The 21,280-nt window shown below is 71.7% G+C and carries 18 protein-coding genes and 1 pseudogene; 7 read left to right on the top strand and 12 right to left on the bottom strand.

Annotated elements, in window-relative coordinates; genetic code table 11:
* The first annotated feature begins 120 nt into the window (after window positions 1-120).
* Window positions 121-1,311 carry a serine hydrolase domain-containing protein gene (locus ABD981_RS36995; protein ID WP_046905510.1) on the top strand — a complete coding sequence of 397 codons (1,191 nt, stop codon included), beginning with the start codon at window positions 121-123 and terminating at the stop codon, window positions 1,309-1,311.
* Here the strand turns inward: ABD981_RS36995 and ABD981_RS37000 are convergent.
* From ABD981_RS37000 to ABD981_RS37015, 4 genes are all read right to left on the bottom strand, one after another.
* Complete coding sequence (locus tag ABD981_RS37000; RefSeq protein WP_046905509.1) at window positions 1,277-1,849, bottom strand: hypothetical protein; 573 nt, start codon at window positions 1,847-1,849, stop codon at window positions 1,277-1,279. The two genes, ABD981_RS36995 and ABD981_RS37000, sit on opposite strands and share 35 nt — an antisense overlap.
* A 30-nt stretch (window positions 1,850-1,879) precedes the next feature.
* Window positions 1,880-2,500: an HXXEE domain-containing protein gene (locus ABD981_RS37005; RefSeq protein WP_123954087.1), complete on the bottom strand. Its 621-nt coding sequence runs from the start codon at window positions 2,498-2,500 to the stop codon at window positions 1,880-1,882.
* A gap of 11 nt (window positions 2,501-2,511) precedes the next feature.
* On the bottom strand, window positions 2,512-3,711 hold the full coding sequence (locus ABD981_RS37010) for a polyamine ABC transporter substrate-binding protein (RefSeq protein WP_123954094.1): 1,200 nt from the start codon (window positions 3,709-3,711) through the stop codon (window positions 2,512-2,514).
* 124 nt (window positions 3,712-3,835) lie between these two features.
* A complete protein-coding gene (locus ABD981_RS37015; protein WP_046905508.1) occupies window positions 3,836-5,272 on the bottom strand; it encodes a gamma-aminobutyraldehyde dehydrogenase in 1,437 nt (478 codons plus the stop codon).
* Between the two features lie 190 nt (window positions 5,273-5,462).
* On the opposite strand from ABD981_RS37015, the gene ABD981_RS37020 reads away from it, so the two are divergent.
* From ABD981_RS37020 to ABD981_RS37040, 5 genes are all read left to right on the top strand, one after another.
* Window positions 5,463-5,969 carry an Lrp/AsnC family transcriptional regulator gene (locus tag ABD981_RS37020; protein WP_046905507.1) on the top strand — a complete coding sequence of 169 codons (507 nt, stop codon included), beginning with the start codon at window positions 5,463-5,465 and terminating at the stop codon, window positions 5,967-5,969.
* Window positions 5,954-7,333 carry an aspartate aminotransferase family protein gene (locus tag ABD981_RS37025; protein ID WP_205628092.1) on the top strand — a complete coding sequence of 460 codons (1,380 nt, stop codon included), beginning with the start codon at window positions 5,954-5,956 and terminating at the stop codon, window positions 7,331-7,333. The genes ABD981_RS37020 and ABD981_RS37025 overlap by 16 nt, the downstream gene beginning before the upstream one ends.
* 224 nt (window positions 7,334-7,557) lie before the next feature.
* Window positions 7,558-8,286, top strand: coding sequence for an ABC transporter ATP-binding protein (locus ABD981_RS37030; protein WP_046905505.1), 729 nt, complete (start codon window positions 7,558-7,560; stop codon window positions 8,284-8,286).
* Window positions 8,268-9,344, top strand: a complete 1,077-nt coding sequence (locus ABD981_RS37035; protein WP_046905504.1) for a hypothetical protein — start codon at window positions 8,268-8,270, stop codon at window positions 9,342-9,344. The genes ABD981_RS37030 and ABD981_RS37035 overlap by 19 nt, the downstream gene beginning before the upstream one ends.
* 70 nt (window positions 9,345-9,414) lie before the next feature.
* Window positions 9,415-10,545 carry an LOG family protein gene (locus ABD981_RS37040; protein WP_046905503.1) on the top strand — a complete coding sequence of 377 codons (1,131 nt, stop codon included), beginning with the start codon at window positions 9,415-9,417 and terminating at the stop codon, window positions 10,543-10,545.
* 76 nt (window positions 10,546-10,621) lie between these two features.
* On the opposite strand, the gene ABD981_RS37045 is transcribed toward ABD981_RS37040, so the two are convergent.
* The 4 genes from ABD981_RS37045 to rlmN all read right to left on the bottom strand — a co-directional run bounded on the left by ABD981_RS37045 (window position 10,622) and on the right by rlmN (window position 15,735).
* Window positions 10,622-11,641 carry an ABC transporter ATP-binding protein gene (locus tag ABD981_RS37045; protein WP_046905502.1) on the bottom strand — a complete coding sequence of 340 codons (1,020 nt, stop codon included), beginning with the start codon at window positions 11,639-11,641 and terminating at the stop codon, window positions 10,622-10,624.
* Window positions 11,641-13,329, bottom strand: a complete 1,689-nt coding sequence (locus ABD981_RS37050; RefSeq protein WP_382748469.1) for an ABC transporter permease — start codon at window positions 13,327-13,329, stop codon at window positions 11,641-11,643. Before ABD981_RS37050 ends, ABD981_RS37045 begins: the two co-directional genes overlap by 1 nt.
* The gene (locus ABD981_RS37055) at window positions 13,305-14,396 is read right to left on the bottom strand and encodes a thiamine ABC transporter substrate-binding protein (RefSeq protein WP_046905500.1); all 1,092 of its coding nucleotides are present in this window, start codon (window positions 14,394-14,396) and stop codon (window positions 13,305-13,307) included. Before ABD981_RS37055 ends, ABD981_RS37050 begins: the two co-directional genes overlap by 25 nt.
* Before the next feature lie 232 nt (window positions 14,397-14,628).
* Window positions 14,629-15,735 (bottom strand): dual-specificity RNA methyltransferase RlmN, encoded by a 1,107-nt coding sequence (gene rlmN / locus ABD981_RS37060; protein ID WP_046905499.1) that lies wholly within the window; start codon window positions 15,733-15,735, stop codon window positions 14,629-14,631.
* A 266-nt stretch (window positions 15,736-16,001) separates the two neighbouring features.
* Between rlmN and ABD981_RS37065 the strand changes: the two genes are divergently transcribed.
* A complete protein-coding gene (locus ABD981_RS37065; RefSeq protein WP_205628091.1) occupies window positions 16,002-16,844 on the top strand; it encodes an SLATT domain-containing protein in 843 nt (280 codons plus the stop codon).
* 19 nt (window positions 16,845-16,863) lie between these two features.
* On the opposite strand, the gene ABD981_RS37070 is transcribed toward ABD981_RS37065, so the two are convergent.
* From ABD981_RS37070 to pyrH, 4 genes and pseudogenes are all read right to left on the bottom strand, one after another.
* Window positions 16,864-18,477, bottom strand: a complete 1,614-nt coding sequence (locus ABD981_RS37070) for an MFS transporter (RefSeq protein WP_046905498.1) — start codon at window positions 18,475-18,477, stop codon at window positions 16,864-16,866.
* A gap of 138 nt (window positions 18,478-18,615) precedes the next feature.
* Window positions 18,616-19,726 (bottom strand): annotated as a pseudogene (locus tag ABD981_RS37075) (phosphatidate cytidylyltransferase).
* Complete coding sequence (gene frr, locus ABD981_RS37080) at window positions 19,726-20,283, bottom strand: ribosome recycling factor (protein ID WP_046905496.1); 558 nt, start codon at window positions 20,281-20,283, stop codon at window positions 19,726-19,728. The pseudogene ABD981_RS37075 and the gene frr overlap by 1 nt, the downstream one beginning before the upstream one ends.
* 94 nt (window positions 20,284-20,377) lie before the next feature.
* Window positions 20,378-21,142 (bottom strand): UMP kinase, encoded by a 765-nt coding sequence (pyrH, locus tag ABD981_RS37085; protein WP_046905554.1) that lies wholly within the window; start codon window positions 21,140-21,142, stop codon window positions 20,378-20,380.
* Between the last annotated feature and the right edge of the window lie 138 nt (window positions 21,143-21,280).

Here is a 21,280-nt window from a genome sequence, read left to right on the forward strand (position 1 = left end):
TCCCCCGCGCGGGCGAGGAGAGCGGCGCGCGGGAACCGCCGGTGCGGGCGATCCGCGGAGCGCCGCAGGTCAGCAGGATGGGGTCATCGCGAACGACGGCTCACACCCACGGAGTTGACCATGAAGAGCACCACCCGCACGCTGCTGGCCGCCGCCCTCGTCCTGGGCGTGGCGGCGGGCCCGGCGGTCCTCCCGGCGGGCGCCGCCCCGGTGCCGGCGACGGCTCGGACCGCGGCGGCGGAGACGGGCGGCGCACCGGACTCCGCGGCCCTGGCGGCGGTGATCGCGGACCTCCCGTCGAAGGACGCGACGGCGGCCCTGGCGCGGGTCGGCGGCACGGAGGGCGTCTGGCGGGGCAGTGCGGGCGTGCACGACCTGCGGACGAACCGGGCGGCCGACCCCGGGGGCCGGTTCCGGGCCGGCTCGGTGACGAAGGTGTTCACGGCGGCGGTCGCGCTCCAGCTGGCGGGCGAGGGCCGGATCGACCTCGACCGGTCGGCCCGCTCGTACCTGCCGGAGCTGATCCCGGCGGCGTACGACGGGGTGACGGTGCGCCAGTTGCTGAACCACACGCACGGGATCCCGGCGGCGGGGATGCCGGGCGAGACGGTCGAGGAGTGGTACGCGAACCGCTTCGAGCGGCACGACCCTCGGGACATGGTGCGCTCGGCGACGGCGCGGCCGCGCGAGTTCGCCCCGGGCGAGAAGCAGCACTACCTGAACATCGGCTACACCGTCGCCGGGCTGATCATCGAGCGGGTGACGGGCGACTCGTACGAGCACCAGGTGGGCGTCCGCGTGCTGCGCCCGCTCGGGCTGCGCGACACGTACTTCCCCGGCGGCAGCCCCCGCATCGAGGGCCGTCACAACCACGGCTACCAGCTGATGCGGCTGGACGACGGGACGACCGGTCTGCGGGACGTCTCCGTCTGGGGGGCGACGGACGGCTGGGCGGCCGGGGACCTGATCTCCACCACCGCGGACCTGGAGCGCTTCACGAACGCCCTGTTCGCGGGCCGGGTGGTGCGGGGACCGCTCCTGGAGGAGATGTTCACGCTGCCGAAGGTGCCGGACCTCGGGAGCGGGGCCCCGGCCGCGTACTCCGTCGGCCTGTCGATGAAGAAGCTGGGCGGGCGCGAGGTGTGGGGCAAGACCGGTGGCCGCTGGGGCTACAACACGGCCATCGCCTCGACCCGCCACGGCGAGCGGACCCTGGTCTACAGCGTGAACGCGACGGACGCCAAGGGCCAGGACATGAACAAGGTGGCGCTGAACCTCATGCTGACGGCGTACGGACCGCCGTCGAAGTGAGGCCCGGCGCGGCATCCGGAGCTCCCGGGGCCTGCAGGGCTTCGAGCCGCTTGATCAGCCGGCGGACGGCGAGCAGCGGCAGGATGCCGATGACGCCGAACGACATGTCGATGACGGACCACCAGAAGGGGATGCCGCGGACCGGTCCGCAGATCAGGGCGAGCGGGATGATGCCGACGCAGGCGATCATGCCGAACTCGATGACCCAGATGTTGCGGACCGGGTCGCGGTAGGGCCCGTAGAAGGCGACGGCGATGACGAGGTGGGCGAAGGCCAGCCAGTCGGTGCCGTAGAGGAGGTACGGGGCCCGGGCGTCGGCGCCCTCCAGGCCGGTGCGGACGCGGGCGATCCACTCGGCGAGGCCGGGAAGGGCGTCGGCGACGGGCGCGGCCCAGGAGCCCAGGGCCTCGTCGAGCAGGCGGAGTTCGGTGACGAGGGGGAAGGCGGTGACCCCGCTCAGCACCAGGCAGACGATGAAGACGACCAGCCAGACGCGGATGCGCTCGAGGAGGGCTCTGGGCCCGTTCGTGTCGCTCATGGGGGCAGCGTACGCCCCTCATGAACGTGTTCAAAAAGTGGGGGGCAGCCGTCGGGCGACCCGGCGCCCCACGGCGTGCGCGACGACCGTCGCCCCCGCCGCGACCGCCAGCCCGGCCGCCACGTCGACGGCCCGCACCGGCTTCAGCACCCCGGCCCGCCGCAGCCGGCCGCGCGCCCACAGGGTGAAGGGGACGACCACGAGGGGCGAGGTGACGGAGCCGGGGGTCACCCCGCGGACGGCGGCCGCCTGGGCGAGATGGACCAAGCCGTGCAGCCCGAAGCCGTTCAACGCCCCCTGGTAGAAGGTCGACCGGCCGCCCGTACGCCCGCCCGCCACGGCCGCCGAGCCGACGATCGCCGCCATCACCCCGACGGCGGCGGCGAACTCGCGCTCGTCGACGGACTCCACGGCCTCCCACCCGGCTCGCGGGACCCGGGGGAAGCGCTCCTTCAGCCGGGGCAGGTTCTCCCGTATCCAGCGCGGCCCGAAGGCGAGCTCCTCGGCGTCGTGCAGGGCCCAGGCGGCGAGGAGTCCGTAGGTGACGAGCGGGTGCGGATCACGCCGGGTGCCGTCCGTGCTGACGGTGCTGACGGTGCTGTCTGAACCGACGGTGCTGTCTGTGCCGTCTGTGCTGTCTGAGCGCTCCATACCCTCGCAACTCACAGACCGACGATCGCGTTCCACCTCTTGGTGAACTCGGCCCGCTCGTCGCCGGATATGTCCCGCGCGATGGCCAGCCGGGCCCGCATCGCGTCGTCCGGGAAGATCAGCGGGTCCTCGGCGAGCGCCGCCCGCTCCTCGTCGCCCGAGTCCGCGAGGATGTCGCGGGCCGCCGGGACCGGGCAGACGTAGTTGACCCAGGAGGCGAGCTCGGCGGCGACCGCGGGCTCGTAGTAGTAGTCGACCAGCTGCTCGGCGTTCCGCTTGTGCTGGGCCAGGTTGGGGATCATCAGGGACTCGGCCCACAGCTCGGCGCCCTCCTCGGGCACGACGAACTCGATGTCCGGGTTGTCGGCCTGGAGCTGGATGATGTCGCCGGAGTACGCCTGGCAGGCGAGGACGTCGCCGGTGGACAGGTCCTTGATGTAGTCGTTGCCGGTGAAGCGGCGGAGGTGCTTGCGGCGGACCAGGTCCTCGATCTGCTCGCACAGTCCGTGGAAGTCGTCCGCGGTCCACCGGGTGACGTCCACGCCCCTGCCCTGCATGAGCAGCGAGAAGGACTCGTCGAGCCCGGACAGCAGGGTGACCTTGCCGCGCAGGTCGTCGGCCCACAGCTCCTTGGTGGAGCGGATCTCCCGGCCGAGCTTCTTGCGGTTGTACGCGATGCCGGTGATCCCGGACTGCCAGGGCACCGAGTGCAGCCGCCCCGCGTCGAAGGCGGGCTTGCGCAGCAGCGGGTCCAGGTACCTGGCGACGTTGGGCTGCTTCGCCCGGTCCATCTCCTGGACCCAGCCGAGGCGCACGTAGCGGGCGGCCATCCAGTCGCTGATCACGATGAGGTCCCGGCCGGTCTCCTGATGGTTCATCAGGGCGGGGCCGATCTTGCCGAAGAACTCGTCGTTGTCGTTGATCTCCTCCGTGTAGCGCACGGAGATCCCGGTGCGCTTCCGGAAGGCGTCCAGGGTGGGCCGCTTCGACTTGTCGTCGTCATCGGTGTCGATGTACAGCGGCCAGTTCGCGAAGTGCAGCACCCGGTCCCGCGCGGACAGGTCCCGCCCGGCCCGGTCCTCCGGATCGACGTACGCGGCCGGCACTCCGCATCCGGCGAGGAGCGCGGCGGCGCCGGCCCCGCCGATCCCCCGCAGCAGGGCGCGGCGGGACGGGTGCGGGCGGGCGGGAACTCTGGCTCTGGCTGTCACCCGGACAGCATGGTCGCCCCGGGCGACCAGCGGCAATGGACGCTCCGTCGACCGGGACGGCGCGGCCCCGACACCTTGTCGATCACGTGGATCGAGGTGCCGGGGCCGCGCGGGGCGGGCCTGGTCAGCCCAGGGAGGTCATCACGTGCTTGATGCGCGTGTAGTCCTCGAAGCCGTACGCCGAGAGGTCCTTGCCGTAGCCGGACTTCTTGTAGCCGCCGTGGGGCATCTCGGCGACCAGCGGGATGTGGGTGTTGATCCACACGCAGCCGAAGTCGAGCGACTTGGACATGCGCATCGCGCGGGCGTGGTCCTTCGTCCAGACCGAGGAGGCCAGGGCGAACTCGACGCCGTTGGCGAACTCCAGGGCCTGGGCCTCGTCCGTGAAGGACTGGACCGTGATGACCGGGCCGAAGACCTCGTTCTGGATGATCTCGTCGTCCTGCTTGAGGCCGGAGACGACGGTCGGGGCGTAGAAGTAGCCCTTGTCGCCGACCCGGTGGCCGCCCGCCTCGACCTTGGCGTGCGCCGGCAGGCGGTCGATGAAGCCGCTGACCTGCCCCAGCTGGTTCGCGTTGTTCAGCGGGCCGTAGAGCACGTCCTCGTCGTCCGGCTGGCCGGTCTTGGTCTCGCTGGCGGCCTTGGCGAGGGCGGCCACGAACTCGTCGTGGATCGACTCGTGGACCAGGACGCGGGTCGCGGCCGTACAGTCCTGGCCGGCGTTGAAGAAGCCCGCCACGGAGATGTCCTCGACGGCCTTCTCCAGGTCGGTGTCCTCGAAGACCACGACCGGGGCCTTGCCGCCCAGCTCCAGGTGGACGCGCTTGACGTCCTTGGCCGCCGACGCGGCGACCTGCATGCCGGCGCGCACCGAGCCGGTGATGGAGGCCATCGCCGGGGTCGGGTGCTCGACCATGGCCTTGCCGGTCTCACGGTCGCCGCAGATGACGTTGAAGACGCCCTTGGGGACGATCGAGCCGATGATCTCGGCCATCAGGACGGTCGACGCGGGGGTCGTGTCCGAGGGCTTGAGGACGACCGTGTTGCCCGCGGCGAGGGCCGGGGCGAACTTCCACACGGCCATCATCATCGGGTAGTTCCACGGCGCGACCTGGGCGCAGACGCCGACCGGCTCGCGGCGGATGATCGAGGTCATGCCCTCCATGTACTCACCGGCCGAGCGGCCCTCGAGCAGACGGGCGGCACCCGCGAAGAAGCGGATCTGGTCCACCATCGGCGGCACCTCCTCGCTCGCGGTGAGGGCGACCGGCTTGCCGGTGTTCTCGACCTCGGCGGCGATCAGGTCCTCGGCGCGCTCCTCGAAGGCGTCGGCGATCTTGAGGAGGACCTTCTGACGCTCGGACGGCGTAGTGTCGCGCCACGCGGGGAAGGCGGCCGCGGCGGCCTCCATGGCGGCGTCGACGTCGGCCTGACCGGAGAGCGGGGAGGTCGCGTAGGCCTCACCGGTGGCAGGGTTGATCACGTCGATCGTGCGGCCGTCGGCCGCATCCCGGAACTCCCCGTTGATGTAGTTGCGCAGCCGACGCAGCTCGGTGGTCACAGCCACCCCTCCTGTCACGTTCTGTCTCCGCACTCCGTCGTGCGGCGTCCCGATGGGCGAGACACCTCAGCCTAATCGGTCCGCTGACGCTTTCAACAGGCCCGGCCCCCGCCAACTTCGGATTCAGTGAGATCGAGACCCCAGAACAACGGATTTCATCACTCTGGGCTTGCCAGACCGACGAGGTTCGGTGCACAGTGAGGTCGTGGCCAGTCGAAGCACAGACTCCAGAACCGGAACCGGTTCGTCCCCGACGATCGATGCCGTCTCCCTGGCGATCATCGAACAGCTCCAGGAGGACGGTCGCCGTCCCTACGCAGCCATCGGAAAGGCCGTCGGTCTCTCCGAAGCCGCCGTACGACAGCGCGTCCAGAAGCTGCTCGACCAGGGCGTCATGCAGATCGTCGCCGTCACCGACCCGCTCACCGTGGGTTTCCGGCGGCAGGCGATGGTCGGCATCAACGTCGAGGGTGACCTGGATCCGGTGGCGGAGGCACTGACCGCCATGGCCGAATGCGAGTACGTGGTGATGACCGCGGGCTCCTTCGACCTGATGGTGGAGATCGTCTGCGAGGACGACGACCACCTCCTGGATGTGATCAACAGACGCATCCGCACCCTCCCCGGGGTGCGCTCCACCGAGAGCTTCGTCTACCTGAAGCTCAAGAAGCAGACCTACATGTGGGGAACCCGATAGCCGTGAGCCAGGACCTCTCCAAGACCGCCTACGACCACCTGTGGATGCACTTCACCCGCATGTCGTCGTACGAGAACAACCCCGTCCCCACCATCGTCCGCGGTGAGGGCACCTACATCTTCGACGACAAGGGCAAGCGCTACCTGGACGGCCTCGCCGGCCTGTTCGTGGTGAACGCCGGTCACGGCCGCAAGGAGCTGGCCGAGGTCGCGTACAAGCAGGCCCAGGAGCTCGCGTTCTTCCCCGTGTGGTCGTACGCGCACCCCAAGGCCGTCGAGCTCGCCGAGCGTCTGGCGGACTACGCCCCCGGCGACCTGAACAAGGTCTTCTTCACCACCGGTGGCGGCGAGGCCGTCGAGACCGCCTGGAAGCTGGCGAAGCAGTACTTCAAGCTCCAGGGCAAGCACACCAAGTACAAGGTCATCTCGCGTGCGGTCGCCTACCACGGCACCCCGCAGGGCGCCCTGTCCATCACCGGCCTGCCGGCCCTGAAGGCCCCCTTCGAGCCGCTGGTCCCCGGCGCGCACAAGGTGCCGAACACCAACATCTACCGCGCCCCGATCCACGGCGACGACCCCGAGGCCTTCGGCCGCTGGGCCGCCGACCAGATCGAGCAGCAGATCCTCTTCGAGGGCCCCGACACCGTCGCGGCCGTCTTCCTGGAGCCGGTGCAGAACGCCGGTGGCTGCTTCCCGCCGCCGCCCGGCTACTTCCAGCGCGTCCGCGAGATCTGCGACCAGTACGACGTGCTGCTCGTCTCCGACGAGACGATCTGCGCCTTCGGCCGCCTCGGCACGATGTTCGCCTGTGACAAGTTCGGCTACGTGCCGGACATGATCACCTGCGCCAAGGGCATGACCTCGGGCTACTCCCCGATCGGCGCCTGCATCGTCTCGGACCGCATCGCGGAGCCGTTCTACAAGGGCGACAACACCTTCCTGCACGGCTACACCTTCGGTGGTCACCCGGTGTCCTCCGCCGTGGCCCTGGCGAACCTCGACATCTTCGACAAGGAGGGCCTGAACCAGCACGTGCTGGACCAGGAGGGCAACTTCTTCTCGACGCTGCAGAAGCTGCACGACCTGCCGATCGTCGGCGACGTCCGCGGCAACGGGTTCTTCTACGGCATCGAGCTGGTCAAGGACAAGGTCACCAAGGAGTCGTTCAACGACGAGGAGGTGGAGCGCGTCCTCTACGGCTACCTCTCCAAGGCGCTGTACGAGAACGGCCTCTACTGCCGCGCCGACGACCGTGGCGACCCGGTCATCCAGCTGGCTCCGCCGCTGATCGCGGACCAGTCCACGTTCGACGAGATCGAGCAGATCCTCCGGACCACCCTCACCGAGGCCTGGACGAAGCTGTAGTTCTCGACGTGCGCCACGCCGCCCTCACGGCGTGACCCCGGCCCGGGCATGCCGCCATCCGAGTGGATGGCGGCGGCCCGGGCCGCGTGCTGTCCGTACAAACTGATCTGAATCCTTACGGTGCCGAGTGACGCCCGCCGGGTCCCAGTGACCGACAGGCCCGTCCCCTCGTTCCCCCGGACGGGGGAACGGACCCCGTCGGCTTCAACATCGAGGTGTACGCGATGGCCCCACCGGACAACGACGTGCTCTGGGCGCGTTCCCTGCACTGCACCCTGGGCGGCACGGACGTCCTTACCGGCGTCTCCCTCGGCGTACGGGAAGGCGAGATCCTCGCCCTCGTCGGCCCGCGCGGCAGCGGCAAGACCACCCTGATGCGCTGCCTCTCCGGCCAGACCGTCGCCCAGCAGGGCGAGGTCTGGTTCAACAGCTCCCCGCTCCACACCCTCGGCACCGCCCAGCGCGAACGGGTGCGGCGTGAGCGCTTCGGCTGGATCGACCCCGAGCCGGGCCTGGTCCCCGAACTCACCGGCTGGGAGAACGCGGCCCTCCCCCTGCTGCTGCGCGGCATCTCCCACCGGACCGCCAAGGCCGGCGCCCTCGAATGGCTCGACCGCCTCGACATCGGCGCCGCCGCCCGCAGGCGGCCGCACACCCTCAACCACTCCCAGCGCCAGCGGATCGCCATCGCCCGCGCGCTCGTCACCACCCCCACGGTGCTGTTCGCCGACGAGCCGACCGCCACCCTGCACCGTGCGGACGGCGCCCAGGTGCTGCGCACCCTCACCGCCGCGGCCCGCTCCCACCGGATCACCGTGCTGCTCGCGACCCACGACCCCGAGGTAGCCGCCCTCGCCGACCGCTCGGTCGCGCTCCTCGACGGACGCCGGGTCGGCTCCGTACCGCCGGCCACCGGGGCGGAGGGCGTCACCGCGTGCTCGCTCTCCGTCTAGTCCGCGGCACCCACCCCGTCGTCCAGGCGCGCCGCCTGCTGGTGGCCGCGGCGGCCGCCGGGGTGGGTTTCCTCCTGCTCTGCTCCCTCGGCTACGCGGTGGGCCACCCCGCGGACTCCTCCACCTCGGTCCTCCGCCTGCTGTGGTGCGCCCTGCCCCTCGCCGCGACGGTGCAGTTCGCGGTGGCGGTGGCCCGCACCGACCCCAGCACCCGGCCCCGGCGGGGCCTCGACGCGGTCGGCCTGGGGCCCGCCCGGCTCACCGCCCTCGCGGCGGCCTCCACCGCGGTCGCCTGCACCCTGGGCTCCGCCCTGGCCCTGCTCTTCTACCTGCACCTGCGCGGCGACATCACCGGGCTGCCCTTCGACGGCGCCGCGGCGGAGCTGCTCGCCGCCGACCAGCCGATCCCGCTCGCGGGGGCGCTCACCCTCCTGGCGGTCCTGCCGGTGACGGCGGCCACCGCGGCCGGCCTGGCCCTGCGCCCCCGCACCCCGGCCGAGGCCGCCCCGCAGCCCTCCGGCCTCCCCTGGGGCGTGGCCCTCCTCGCGGTCGGCCTCGCCCTGGAGACCTACGCCGGCCGGGAGGGCAGCGGCGGCGTCCTGGCCGGCTGGATCCTCACCGCGGTGGGCCTCGCGATGGCGGGCCCCGGCCTGACCCACTGGTGCGGGCGCCTGCTCCAGATGGTCCGCCCCGGCGCGGTACGGCTCCTCGCCGGCCGCGTCCTCATGGACGAGTCCCGCCGGATCGGGCGCCCGCTGGGCGTGGTCTGCGCGGTCGGCTCGGGCGCGGTGGCGGCCCTCGCCCTCGGCACCGACTTCGGCCCCCTCGGCGGCCTGGGCGCCGCGCTGGTCGTCGCGTGCACGACGGCGACCCTCCTCACGGCGGCCCTGGAATCCAAACAGTCCCGCACCCACACGACCCAGGCCCTCCTCCGCATCGGCGCCCCGCCGACGGTCCTCCGCACGACGGCCCTCCTGAGGGCGGGCGTCCTGCTGCTCGTCTTCGTCCCCCTGACCTGGACGGTGGGCGCGTTGGCGGCGGTACCGCTGAAGGGCTGAGGGGGCGGGGCGGGCGAGGCCGCGCCGCCCGGCGCACCACACCGGCGCCGGGCCGCCCTATCGTGACCCCATGGCGACTCACCGACAGGACCACGGACGGGACCGGGACCAGGCCCGGGAGATCCACTCCCTCGACGAGTTCGACGCCGCACTCGGCTCGCGCGGCTCCCTCAGCTCGTACCGGATCCAGTCCGTCGACCTGACCGACCGCACCTTCGCGCTGCTCGCCGCCTCCACCACGGACGCCGTCTTCCTGGGCTGCGCCATGCAGCCCGAGGCCGCCGCGAAGGTGCGGGCGGACGGGGCGCTGGTGTTCCCGCCGGTGCCGGACCTGCCCTTCGACCCGTACCGGGCCCGGCTCTACTCCCCCGAGGAACTGTTCGAGGGCATCGCCGGCCTCCCCTACGCCTCGACGCCCGACGCCCGCTCCTACGCCTGGTTCCAGCGGACCAGGGGCGACGGCGACATCTTCTCCTCGATGCTGCGCTCGCTCCACGACGACGCGATCTCGGACGCGCTGGACGAGCACCTGGCGGACGCCCGCGTCGTGGGCGTGATGGGCGGGCACCGGATGGGCCGCGGCACGGAGGCGTACGCGGGGGCCGCCCGACTCGGGCGGGCGCTGGCGCGTGGGGGGCTGACCGTGGCCACGGGCGGCGGGCCGGGCGCGATGGAGGCCGCGAACCTGGGGGCGTACACCGCCCCGCTCTCGGACGGGGTCCTCGACGAGGCCCTGGAACTGCTCGCGAAGGCCCCCTCGTTCACGCCCTCCGTCACGGACTGGGCCCGCGCCGCCTTCGAGGTACGGGCCCGCTGGCCGCGCGGCGGCGACTCGGTCGGCATCCCCACCTGGTTCTACGGGCACGAGCCGCCCAACGCCTTCGCCTCGTTCATCGGCAAGTACTTCGCCAACGCGACCCGCGAGGACGGGCTGCTCGCCCGCTCGAACGCCGGGATCGTCTTCCTGCCGGGGGCCGCCGGCACGGTGCAGGAGGTCTTCGACAACGCGACGCCGAACTACTACGGGTCGCGGGGCGAGCCGACCCCGATGGTCCTGGTGGACCGGACCCACTGGACCGAACGCCTGCCGGCCTGGCCGCTGCTCCGGACCCTGGCGGAGGGGCGCCCGATGGCGGCGCGGATCGCCCTGGTCGACTCGATCGACGAGGCGCCGGAGGCGCTGGCACGGCTCGCCGCCTAGCCGCTCCCCCGCGCGGCGGACCTGGTCCCCCCCCCCTGAGCGGACGTGCCGGGCCCGCCCCGCCGGGAGGCCCGCGTCACGCGTCGAGAACGACCACGTCCTCCGCCCGGAACGCCGCGCCCACCTCCGCGCCCGCCTCCGGCGCGTCCCGCAGCGGGAACTCCGCCTCCAGGGGCGGCCCTTCGGCCGGGCGGAGCCGTACGGCGACGTGGTTGCCGCGGAAGGTGCGGGACTCGACGCGGCAGGTCAGGCCCTCGCCGGCGGGGACCAGCCGGACGCCGCCGGGGCGGACGAGGAGGCGCCGGTCGCCCTGGGGGGAGCCGTCCGGGACGGGGATCCCGCCCCAGACGGTGGCCGCCGCGGCTCCGGTGACGGTGGCCGCGACCACGTTGTCGAAGCCGAGGAAGCGGGCCACGAACGCGGAGGCGGGGCGCCGCCAGACCTCCAGGGGCGTGCCGGTCTGGGCGATGTGCCCGTCGCGCATCACCACGACCCGGTCGGCGAGCGCGAAGGCCTCGCCCTGGTCGTGCGTGACGGCGAGCACCGTGGTGCCCAACCGCGCGAAGAGCCCGCGGAGTTCGACCACGAGCCGTTCGCGCAGGCCCCGGTCGAGCTGGCCGAGCGGCTCGTCCAGCATGAGCAGCCGGGGGCGGGGGGCCAGGGCGCGGGCGAGGGCGACGCGCTGCTGTTCGCCGCCGGACAGGGAGGAGACGGCCCGGCGGCCGGCGCCCGGGAGGCCGACGAGGTCGAGCAGCTCCTCGACGCGGGCGCCCTGTTCGGCCTTCGGCACCCCGTGCATGCGCAGCCCGAAGGCCACGTTCCCGGCGACGTCCCGCTGCGGGAACAGCTGGTGGTCCTGGAACATGAGGCCGACCCCGCGCCGGTGCACGGGCACCCCGGTCTGGTCGGCGCCGCCGAGGAGCACCCGGCCGGCGGTGAGCGGCTGGAGTCCGGCGACGGCCCGCAGCAGGGTGGACTTTCCGCTGCCGCTGGGGCCGAGGACGCACACGGTCTCGTGCTCGGCGACCTCCAGGTCCACGGCGTCGAGCACCGCGCGGTCCCCGAACCGTACGGTCGCGTCCTTGAGCGTCAGCATCAGAACTCCCCCGAGGTCCGGTCGGTGCGGAGCCGTTCGAGGAGCAGCAGGGACACCGCGCACACCACCATGAGGATCGTCGAGAGGGCCATGGCCTGGCCGTAGTTGAGTTCGCCCGGCCGGCCCAGGAGGCGGGCCACGGCCACCGGGAGGGTGGGGTTGTCGGGACGGGCGATGAAGACCGTGGCGCCGAACTCGCCGAGGGAGACGGCGAAGGCGAAGCCGGCCGCGATGAGCAGGGCCCGCCGGACGAGCGGCAGGTCGACCTCGCGCCAGGCGCGCCACGGGGAGGCGCCGAGCACGGCGGCGGCCTCCCGGAGCCGTTCGTCCACGGCGCGGAGCACGGGCAGCATGGTCCGGACGACGAAGGGGACGCCGACCAGGGCCTGGGCGAGCGGCACCAGGATCCAGCTGGCCCGCAGGTCGAGCGGGGGCTCGTCGAGGGTGATGAGGAAGCCGAAGCCGACGGTGACGGCGGAGACCCCGAGCGGGAGCATGAGGAGCGCGTCGAAGCCGCGGACCAGCCGTCCGGCCCGCCGGGTGAGCGCGGCCGCCGCGAGGCCGCCGATGACGACGGCGATGGCGGTGGCGGCGAGCGCGTACTGGAGGGAGTTGACGATCGTGTCGGTCATCGGCACGAGGAAGGTGCCGTTCTCGTCCACGGACTGCAGCGCCCGGTAATAGTCGAGGCCGTAGCCGGTGGGGGTGGCGAGGGAGCGCTCCACGAGGACGGCGAGCGGCGCCAGGATGAGCAGCCCGATCGACAGCAGGACGGCCGCGAGCAGCAGCCACTGTCCGGCGCCGCGCGGACGGGCGGCGGTCCGCTCCGGGGGGACCAGCCGCAGCGCGGTCTCGCGGCGGCGCACCATCCGGGCGTGCACGGCGAGGACCGCGCCGACGGCCGCGAACTGGACCAGGGTGAGGACGGCGGCCGTGGAGAGCTGGAGCCGGTCGGCGGTCTGCCGGTAGATCTCGGTCTCCAGGGTGGAGTACGCGGGGCCGCCGAGGATCTGGACGATGCCGAAGGAGCTCGCGGTGAACAGGAACACCATGAGCGCGGCGGCGCCGACGGACGGGCCGAGGGCCGGCAGGGTCACCGTCCGCCAGGCCCGCCAGCGGGAGGCGCCGAGGACCCGGGCGGCCTCCTCCTGGCGGGGGTCGAGCTGGGACCAGAGGCCGCCGACGGTGCGGACGACGACCGCGTAGTTGAAGAAGACGTGGGCGATGAGGATGGCCCAGACGGTGGTGTCGAGCCGGACGCCCCACAGCTCGTCGAGCAGCCCGCGGCGGCCGACGAGGGCGAGGAACGCGGTGCCGACCATGACGGTGGGCAGCACGAACGGCACGGTGACGACGGCGCGCAGCAGCCCCTTGCCGGGGAAGTCGAAGCGCGCGAAGACGTACGCGCCGGGCAGGGCGACGAGCAGGGTGAGCGCGGTGGAGGCGAGCGCCTGCCAGAGCGTGAACCACAGCACGTCGAGGATCTCGGGGCTGCCCAGCGTCTCGGTGAGGCGGCCCGGCTCCCAGTGCCCGTCCGGCCGGAGCCCGCGCTCGACGATGGAGACGACGGGCCAGGCGAAGAAGACCGCGAAGAACGCGACGGGCAGCACCATGAGGGCGAGCCGCGCCGCGTTCCCCGTACGGCCGCGTCGGGCCGGTCCGGCTACTTCAGGACGAGCGAGGTCCACTGCTGGATCCACTGGTCACGGTTGGCGGCGATCTTGTCGGGCGCCATGGTCTCCGGCTTGTCGACGACCACACCGTGCTTGGTGAACAGCTCGGGGAGGGTGGCGTCGTTCGTCACCGGGTTGACGAACATCTGGAGGGGCATGTCGTCCTGGAACTTCTTGGAGATCAGGAAGTCGATCAGCGCCTTGCCGCCCTCGGGGTTCTTCGCCCCGTTCAGCAGGCCCGCGAACTCGGTCTGCCGGAAGCAGGTGCCGGTGGAGACGCCGGTGGGCGCCACCTTCGGCTGGGGCTCGGAGTAGAGCACCTCGACCGGCGGGCTGGAGGCGTACGAGACGACCAGCGGGCGGTCGCCCTTGGCCTTCTTGCCGCCGGCGGAGCCGGAGAACTCCTGGTTGTAGGCGAGCTCCCAGCTGTCGACGGTCTTCACGCCGTTGGCCTTGAGCTTCTTCCAGTAGTCCTGCCACCCGGCGTCGCCGTACTTCTCGGCGGTGCCGAGGAGGAAGCCGAGGCCCGGGGAGGAGCGCTCGGGGTTCTCGACGACGAGGAGGTCCTTGTACGCGGGCTCGGCCAGGTCGTCGAAGGTCTGCGGCGGCGCCAGCTTCTTGTCGGCGAAGTACTGCTTGTCGTAGTTGACGCAGATGTCGCCGGAGTCGACCGGGGTGACCCGGTGCTCCGTGTCGACCTGGAGCGCGGCGGGGATCCGGTCCAGGCCCTTCGCCTCGTACGAGGTGAAGATGCCGTTGTCGAGGGCGCGGGAGAGCAGGGTGTTGTCGACGCCGAAGAAGACGTCTCCCTGGGGGGAGCCCTTGGTCAGGATCTCCTTGTTGACGGCCTCGCCGGCGTCGCCGCTCTTGAGGACCTTGAGCGTGAATCCGGTCTGCTTGGTGAACTCCGCGAGCACCTCCTTGGAGGCGTTGAAGGAGTCGTGGCTGACGAGCGTCACGGTCTTCGGCGCGGGCGTGCCGGTGGCCTTGTCCTTGCCGCCGTCCCCGCCGCCGCAGGCGGCGAGGGTGGTGACGCCGAGCGCGGCGACGAGCGCGGCGGCGGCTGCCTTCTTGGTGTTCACGTGGTTGTCCTCCTGGGGTGTCCAGGAAGAGACGCGGCCCTGCCCGCGGCCGGGGACACCGGACGCGGGCAGGGCGCAACAGCTCGAGTTACGACCGAACTTCCTACCCAGAATGACCTGGGCGAGGTTCAGAGGGTCTGCGGCCGCTGTTCGTCAGCTGGTCACCGCACTCTCAGCGCTGTGGCGCTCCCCTGTCGGAATATGAAGATGTGTTCGAGCTCAGAGTACAAGGTCAGCGTTCGGCGGCGGCCAGCTGTCCACAGGCACCGTCGATCTCCTGGCCGCGGGTGTCGCGGACGGTGACGGGCACGCCGTGGCGGGCGATGGCCTCGACGAACGCCTTCTCGTCCTCGGGACGGGACGCGGTCCACTTCGAACCGGGCGTCGGATTGAGCGGGATCAGGTTGACGTGCACCCGCTTGCCCTTGAGCAGCTTGCCGAGGAGGTCGCCGCGCCAGGCCTGGTCGTTGATGTCCCGGATCAGGGCGTACTCGATGGAGACCCGGCGGCCGGACTTCTCCGCGTACTCCCAGGCGGCGTCGAGGACCTCGCGGACCTTCCACCGGGTGTTCACGGGGACGAGGGTGTCGCGCAGCTCGTCGTCGGGGGCGTGCAGGGAGACCGCGAGGCGGCACTTGAAGCCCTCGTCGGCGAACCGCAGCATCGCCGGGACCAGCCCGACGGTGGAGACGGTGATGCCGCGCTGGGACAGGCCGAGGCCGTCCGGCTCGGGGTCGGTGAGCCGGCGGATGGCGCCGACGACCCGCTTGTAGTTGGCGAGCGGCTCGCCCATGCCCATGAAGACGATGTTGGACAGCCGGGCCGGGCCGCCGGGGACCTCGCCGTCGCGCAGGGCGCGCATGCCGTCGACGATCTGGTGCACGATCTCGGCCGTGGACAGGTTGCGGTCGAGGCCCGCCTGGCCGGTGGCGCAGAACGGGCAGTTCATTCCGCAGCCCGCCTGCGAGGAGATGCACATGGTCACCCGGTCCGGGTAGCGCATGAGCACCGACTCGACGAGCGTGCCGTCGTGCAGCCGCCACAGCGTCTTGCGGGTGGTGTCGTCGTCACAGGAGATGTGCCGCACGACCGACATCAGATCGGGCAGCAGCTCCCCCGCGAGCTTCTCGCGCGAGCCGGCGGGGATGTCGGTCCACTCCGCCGGGTCGTGCGCGTAGCGCGCGAAGTAGTGCGTGGACAGCTGCTTGGCGCGAAACGGCTTCTCGCCGATCGCGGCGACCGCCTCCTTGCGCTCTGCGGGCGTGAGGTCGGCGAGGTGCCGCGGGGGCTGCTTGGCTCCGCGCGGGGCGACGAAAGTGAGTTCTCCGGGCTTGGGCATGGTGCTACCAGTGTCGCAGACGGATGCCGGTTGCCCGGGGCACGAGCCCTCCGCGGGGGCGCCCCGGGCCGTACCGGGCCGTCTCGGGCCGTACGGCGCCGCCCCCGCCGGCCCTCGGACGGACCGGGAACGGCACGCGAGCGGAGCTGGCAGAATTCGAGGCGCGTCGGCGGGGGGAATGACGCGAGGCGTCATGGCGCGAGCCACGGGAAGAACCGCGAGAACCACCCCTCCAGCCCATCGAGCGACATGAGGAGGGGATTTTCATGCCCGGTCCGCCCACTACCGCGGAAGCCGCCACCACCAGCGAGATGATTCGCTTCCGGCGAGAAGTCGCGGATCTCGAACAGCGGATCAAGAACCGTCGGCTGCAGGTCTTCGGGCTGTACGCGACCCCCGTGGCCGTCGCGTCCACCGTCCTTTCCTGGGCGGGACTGAAAATCGCCCTCTGGCGAAGCGCTCCGACCCCGGATTCCGTCGACAATCTCGCGCTCGGCCTGACCATTTTCTTCATTCTCGCGACCATTGCCCAGTTCTTCCTGGAATTCAGCAAGCCCGCGACGTGGAAAGACCCCAAGACCCCCGTAAAGAACCTCCGTCTCGACCTGGAGCTCGCGGAAGAGCGCCGCATCCTGGAGGCCCGCCGCCGCACGCCCCCCGTCGACGAGCGGCAGTCCTCGTACAAGGAACGTCTGCCGGCCGAGATCAACAGGCTCCGCAGGGAGTCCCGGCACTACCGCCGGCTCAACCTGCTGATGCAGTGGGTGCTCTTCACGAGTTCGGCGGCGATCACCGGGGTGACGGCGTGGTACGACCCGCCGCAGCCGGGCAAGGGCGTGCTCATCGCCCTCGGCTTCACCGTGACCGTGGTCACCGGTGCGGCCGGCTACTTCAAGCCTCGCGAGCGGGCCTTCAACCTCCAGCAGACCGCCGACACGATGGAGCAGCACATCACCGCCCTCGAACTGGGGATCGCTCCCTACGCGGGCGGCGACGGCGAGCCGACCCTGCGGGAGTTCGCCGCGGCCGTGGAGCGGATACGGGCCGAGCAGCGGCTGCGCGAGCAGCAGCTCGACCAGCCTCAGCAGGGCCAGCAGCAGGTGCTCTAGCCAGGCCGTGTCCTCCGGATCAGGCTGGGGTGCCGGGCTGGGTCCTGGGGATGCGGGAGGTGAAGAAGAGGGCCAGGACGGAGGCGCCGGCGAGGATCGCGAGGGCGGCGCGCAGGCCGTCCAGGCGGGCGGCGGCGTTGGCCTCCAGGGCGGCGTCGGTGACCTCCGGGCTGGTCCCGGCCTCGTCGAGGGCCGTCGTGAGCTGGGCGTCGGAGAGGAACGGGACGCCGCTCTGGAGCTCGACGGCGGCCGTGCTCTTGACCTCGGCGGGGATCGCCGGGTTCTGCTCGACGCTGGTCAGGAACGAGGTGGTGAGCGCCGCGATCATGAGGGAGCCGGCGAGGGCCGTGCCGATGGAGGCGCCGAGGTTGGTGACGGCGTTCTGGATGCCGCCGACCTCCGCGCTCTGCCGGTCGGGGACGGCGGAGACGGTGACCGAGCCCAGCTGGGAGGCGAGCGCGCCCATGCCGAGTCCGATCAGCAGCAGCGGGAGGGTGACGATCTCCGCGCCGGCGTCCGCGTCGAGCGCCGCCATCAGGACGACCGCCCCGGCGAGCAGCGCGAGCACACCGAAGCGGACCACCCGGCGCGGCGAGACGTCGGGCAGGAAGCGCGGGATGAGGAGCGCGGCGGCCAGCAGGGTGACCGACAGGGGCAGGATGCGCGCACCGGTCGCCAGCGCGGACAGGCCGAGGGCGACGGACAGGTAGAGCGGGACGACGAAGAAGACGCCCATCTGCACGAGGTACTGGAAGAAGAACATGGTCAGCCCGCCGGTGAGCTGCCGGTTGCGCAGCATGTCCGGGTGGACGAGCGGCTCCTTGCCCTGCTTGACCAGCCGGGCCTCCCAGCGCAGGAAGAGCCAGACCAGCAGCAGGCCCGCGAACGTCAGCCACACGACCATGGACACCCCGAGCCAGGCGGGCGCGTCCGCCTTCGGCTGGACCCAGCCCCACTCGTCGGACCGCAGCACGCCGTAGACGAAGATCCCGAGCCCGGCGGCGGACAGGAGGGCGCCGACGAGGTCGATGTGCGGGCGCTCCTCGGACACCGCGTCGGCGATGCCCCGGGCGAAGACGAGGATGACGAGGACCAGCAGGACCTCGCCGGCGAAGACCCAGCGCCAGGAGAAGTAGGTCGTGGCGATGCCGCCGATGAGCGGGCCGAGCGCGATGGCGACGGCGCCCGCGGCGGCCACGATGCCGTACGCGAAGGGGCGCCGTTCGGTGGGGAAGTTGCCGGCCACCAGGGCCACGATCGCGGGCATGATCAGCGCCGCGCCGATGCCCTCGAGGAGGGACCAGCCGATCAGCAGCACCGTGAGGCTCGGCGCGAGGGCCGTGGTGAGGGAGCCGGCGCCGTAGACGCAGCAGCCGATCATGAAGGCGCGCTTGCGGCCGATGAGCACCCCGACCTTGCCGCCGGGGATCATGAACATCGCCATGACCAGGGTGTACGCGGTGATGGCGCCCTGGATGCCGGTCACGGTGGTGTCCACGTCCGCGGCCACCGTCGCGATGGACACGTTCATGACGGAGCTGTCGAGCGCCATCAGGAACTGCCCCGACGCGAGGGTCAGCAGGACGGTCAGGGACCCCGGGGGCTTCCCGGCCGAGCGGGCCTTCGGTGTCATGGGCGCATCCTTCCCGCGCCGCCCGCGCCGGACCGGCGACCCGCCCCAAGGTCCACCGCATGGCGGACGCGGAAGGGCCCGCCGCCCCCAGGAGGAGCGACGGGCCCTTCGGCCTCCGCCGTGCGGTGGAGGGAGCGGTCAGCCGCTGCCCACGAACAGCACCAGGAGCAGCCACACCACCGGCGCCGTCGGCAGCAGGGAGTCCAGCCGGTCCATGATGCCGCCGTGACCGGGCAGCAGGGTGCCCATGTCCTTGATGCCGAGGTCACGCTTGATCATCGACTCGCCCAGGTCGCCCAGGGTCGCGCTGGCCGCGACCGCGAGGCCGAGGACCAGACCCTGCCACCAGGTGCCGTCGTCGATCATGAACTCCATGCAGAGCGCGCCGGCCGCCATCGCGAAGGCCACCGCTCCGGCCAGGCCCTCGCGGGTCTTTCCGGGGCTGATGCGCGGCGCCAGCTTGTGCTTGCCGAAGCGCCAGCCGACGGCGTACGCGCCGGTGTCGCTGACCACCGTGAGGATCAGGAAGGTCAGCACCCGCTGCGGGCCGTCGTCGGCGGTCAGCAGCATCGCCACGAAGGTCGCCAGGAACGGCACGTAGAAGGCGGCGAAGACACCCGCCGTGACGTCCTTCAGATAGCCCTCGGGCGGCTCCGTCATCCGCCACACCAGCACGGCGAGCGCGGTCAGGGCCATCGCGACCCAGGCGCCCTCCGGCCCGCGCACGTACCCGGCGACGACCATGGCCGCGCCGCCGACCGCGAGCGGGACCAGCGGGGCCTTGATGCCCTTGCGCTCCTGCAGGCGGGAGGTGAGCTCCCACAGGCCGACGACCACGGCGACCGCTATCACGCCGACGAACGCGGGCTTCCAGATGAACAGCGACGCGACGATCACGGCGCCGAGTCCGAGGCCGACCCCTATGGCGGCGCCCAGGTCACGGCCCGCGCTCTTCTTCTGCCGCGGCTGCTGCCGGGGCGAAGGCGCGGGCGCGGGCTGGGAGGGGCTGGACATGGGCTCCTGCGGGTGCTCGTGCGGCGTCACGTCACGGAACGGGGGACCGCCCTGCTGGGCGGCCCCCCGGTCGTGATCGTCCTGGTTGTCGCCGGCGGGAACGTCGGACACGATGGGCATGGGCCGAGTCTGCGCCGCCTGCCGCCCTTCGTAGGCGGGACCCGCCGGGGCAGGCCCCTGGTCGGGTCCCCCGAAGCCGGTTCCGGCCGGGGCCCCCCCAGGAAGAGTCGTTCATCAGACCTCGAGGAGCTCGGCTTCCTTGTGCTTCAGCAGCTCGTCCACCTGCGCGACGTACTTCGCGGTGGTGTCGTCGAGCTCCTTCTCGGCACGGCGGACCTCGTCCTCGCCGGCCTCCTTGTCCTTGACGAGCTTGTCGAGGGCGTCCTTGGCCTTGCGGCGCACGGCGCGGATGGAGACCTTGGAGTCCTCGGCCTTGCCGCGGGCGACCTTGATGTACTCGCGGCGGCGCTCCTCGGTCAGCTCCGGGAACGTCACACGGATGATGTTGCCGTCGTTGCTGGGGTTGACGCCCAGGTCCGAGTCGCGGATGGCCTGCTCGATGTTGCGCAGCGCGCTCTTGTCGAACGGGGTCACCACGGCCATGCGCGGCTCCGGCACCGAGAACGACGCCAGCTGATTGATCGGGGTGATGGCACCGTAGTAGTCCGCCACGATCTTGTTGAACATCGCCGGGTGCGCACGGCCGGTGCGGATCGCGGCGAAGTCCTCCTTGGCGACCACGACGGCCTTCTCCATCTTCTCCTCGGCCTCGAGGAGGATTTCTTCGATCACCACTTGCTCCTGCGTGTCGTCGCGTTGTGTCCTGCACGGCTGTACGACCGGCAGGGCTCTGTCCATCCCCTCGCGGGGCGGTTCCCGGTTCGGGTCAGGCCCGGGTGCCCTGGTCGCTCACGAGAGTGCCGATCTTCTCACCCTTCACCGCGCGGGCGATATTGCCCTCGGCGAGCAGCTCGAAGACGAGGATCGGAAGGTTGTTGTCCCGGCACAGCGTGATCGCGGTGGCGTCGGCGACCTTGAGGTCGCGGGAGAGCACCTCGCCGTACTCCAGCGCGTCGAACTTGACCGCGTCGGGGTTGGTCTTCGGGTCGGAGTCGTAGACCCCGTCGACACCGTTCTTGCCCATCAGCAGGGCCTCGGCGTCGATCTCCAGCGCGCGCTGCGCGGCGGTGGTGTCGGTGGAGAAGTACGGCATGCCCATACCGGCACCGAAGATGACCACGCGGCCCTTCTCCAGGTGGCGCACGGCCCGCAGCGGGATGTACGGCTCCGCGACCTGGCCCATCGTGATGGCGGTCTGGACGCGGGAGTCGATGCCCTCCTTCTCCAGGAAGTCCTGGAGGGCGAGGCAGTTCATCACGGTGCCGAGCATGCCCATGTAGTCCGAGCGGGCCCGGTCCATGCCGCGCTGCTGGAGTTCGGCGCCGCGGAAGAAGTTGCCGCCGCCGATGACGATCGCGATCTCCGCGCCGTCACGGACCACGGCGGCGATCTCCCGCGCGATCGCGTGCACGACGTCCGGGTCGACCCCAAGCCCGGTACCGCCGGAGAAGGCTTCTCCGGACAGCTTCAGCATGTAGCGGCCGGTCTTCTTGCCGTTGTTGTCGTCGCCCTGTGCGGCGCCCTGATTCATGGAGGTCTCCTCGTGCACATACGAAGAAGGCCATTGCCTGGGGTCCTTGCGGCTTCCCGTACGGCAATGGCCTCCTCGTCAGATCTGCGGCCGTCCGACGCGAACGCGGGCGGCTGCCTCAGACCCTACCGGGGTCCG

Origin of the sequence: Streptomyces showdoensis, assembly GCF_039535475.1 — a bacterium.
GTDB lineage: Bacteria > Actinomycetota > Actinomycetes > Streptomycetales > Streptomycetaceae > Streptomyces > Streptomyces showdoensis.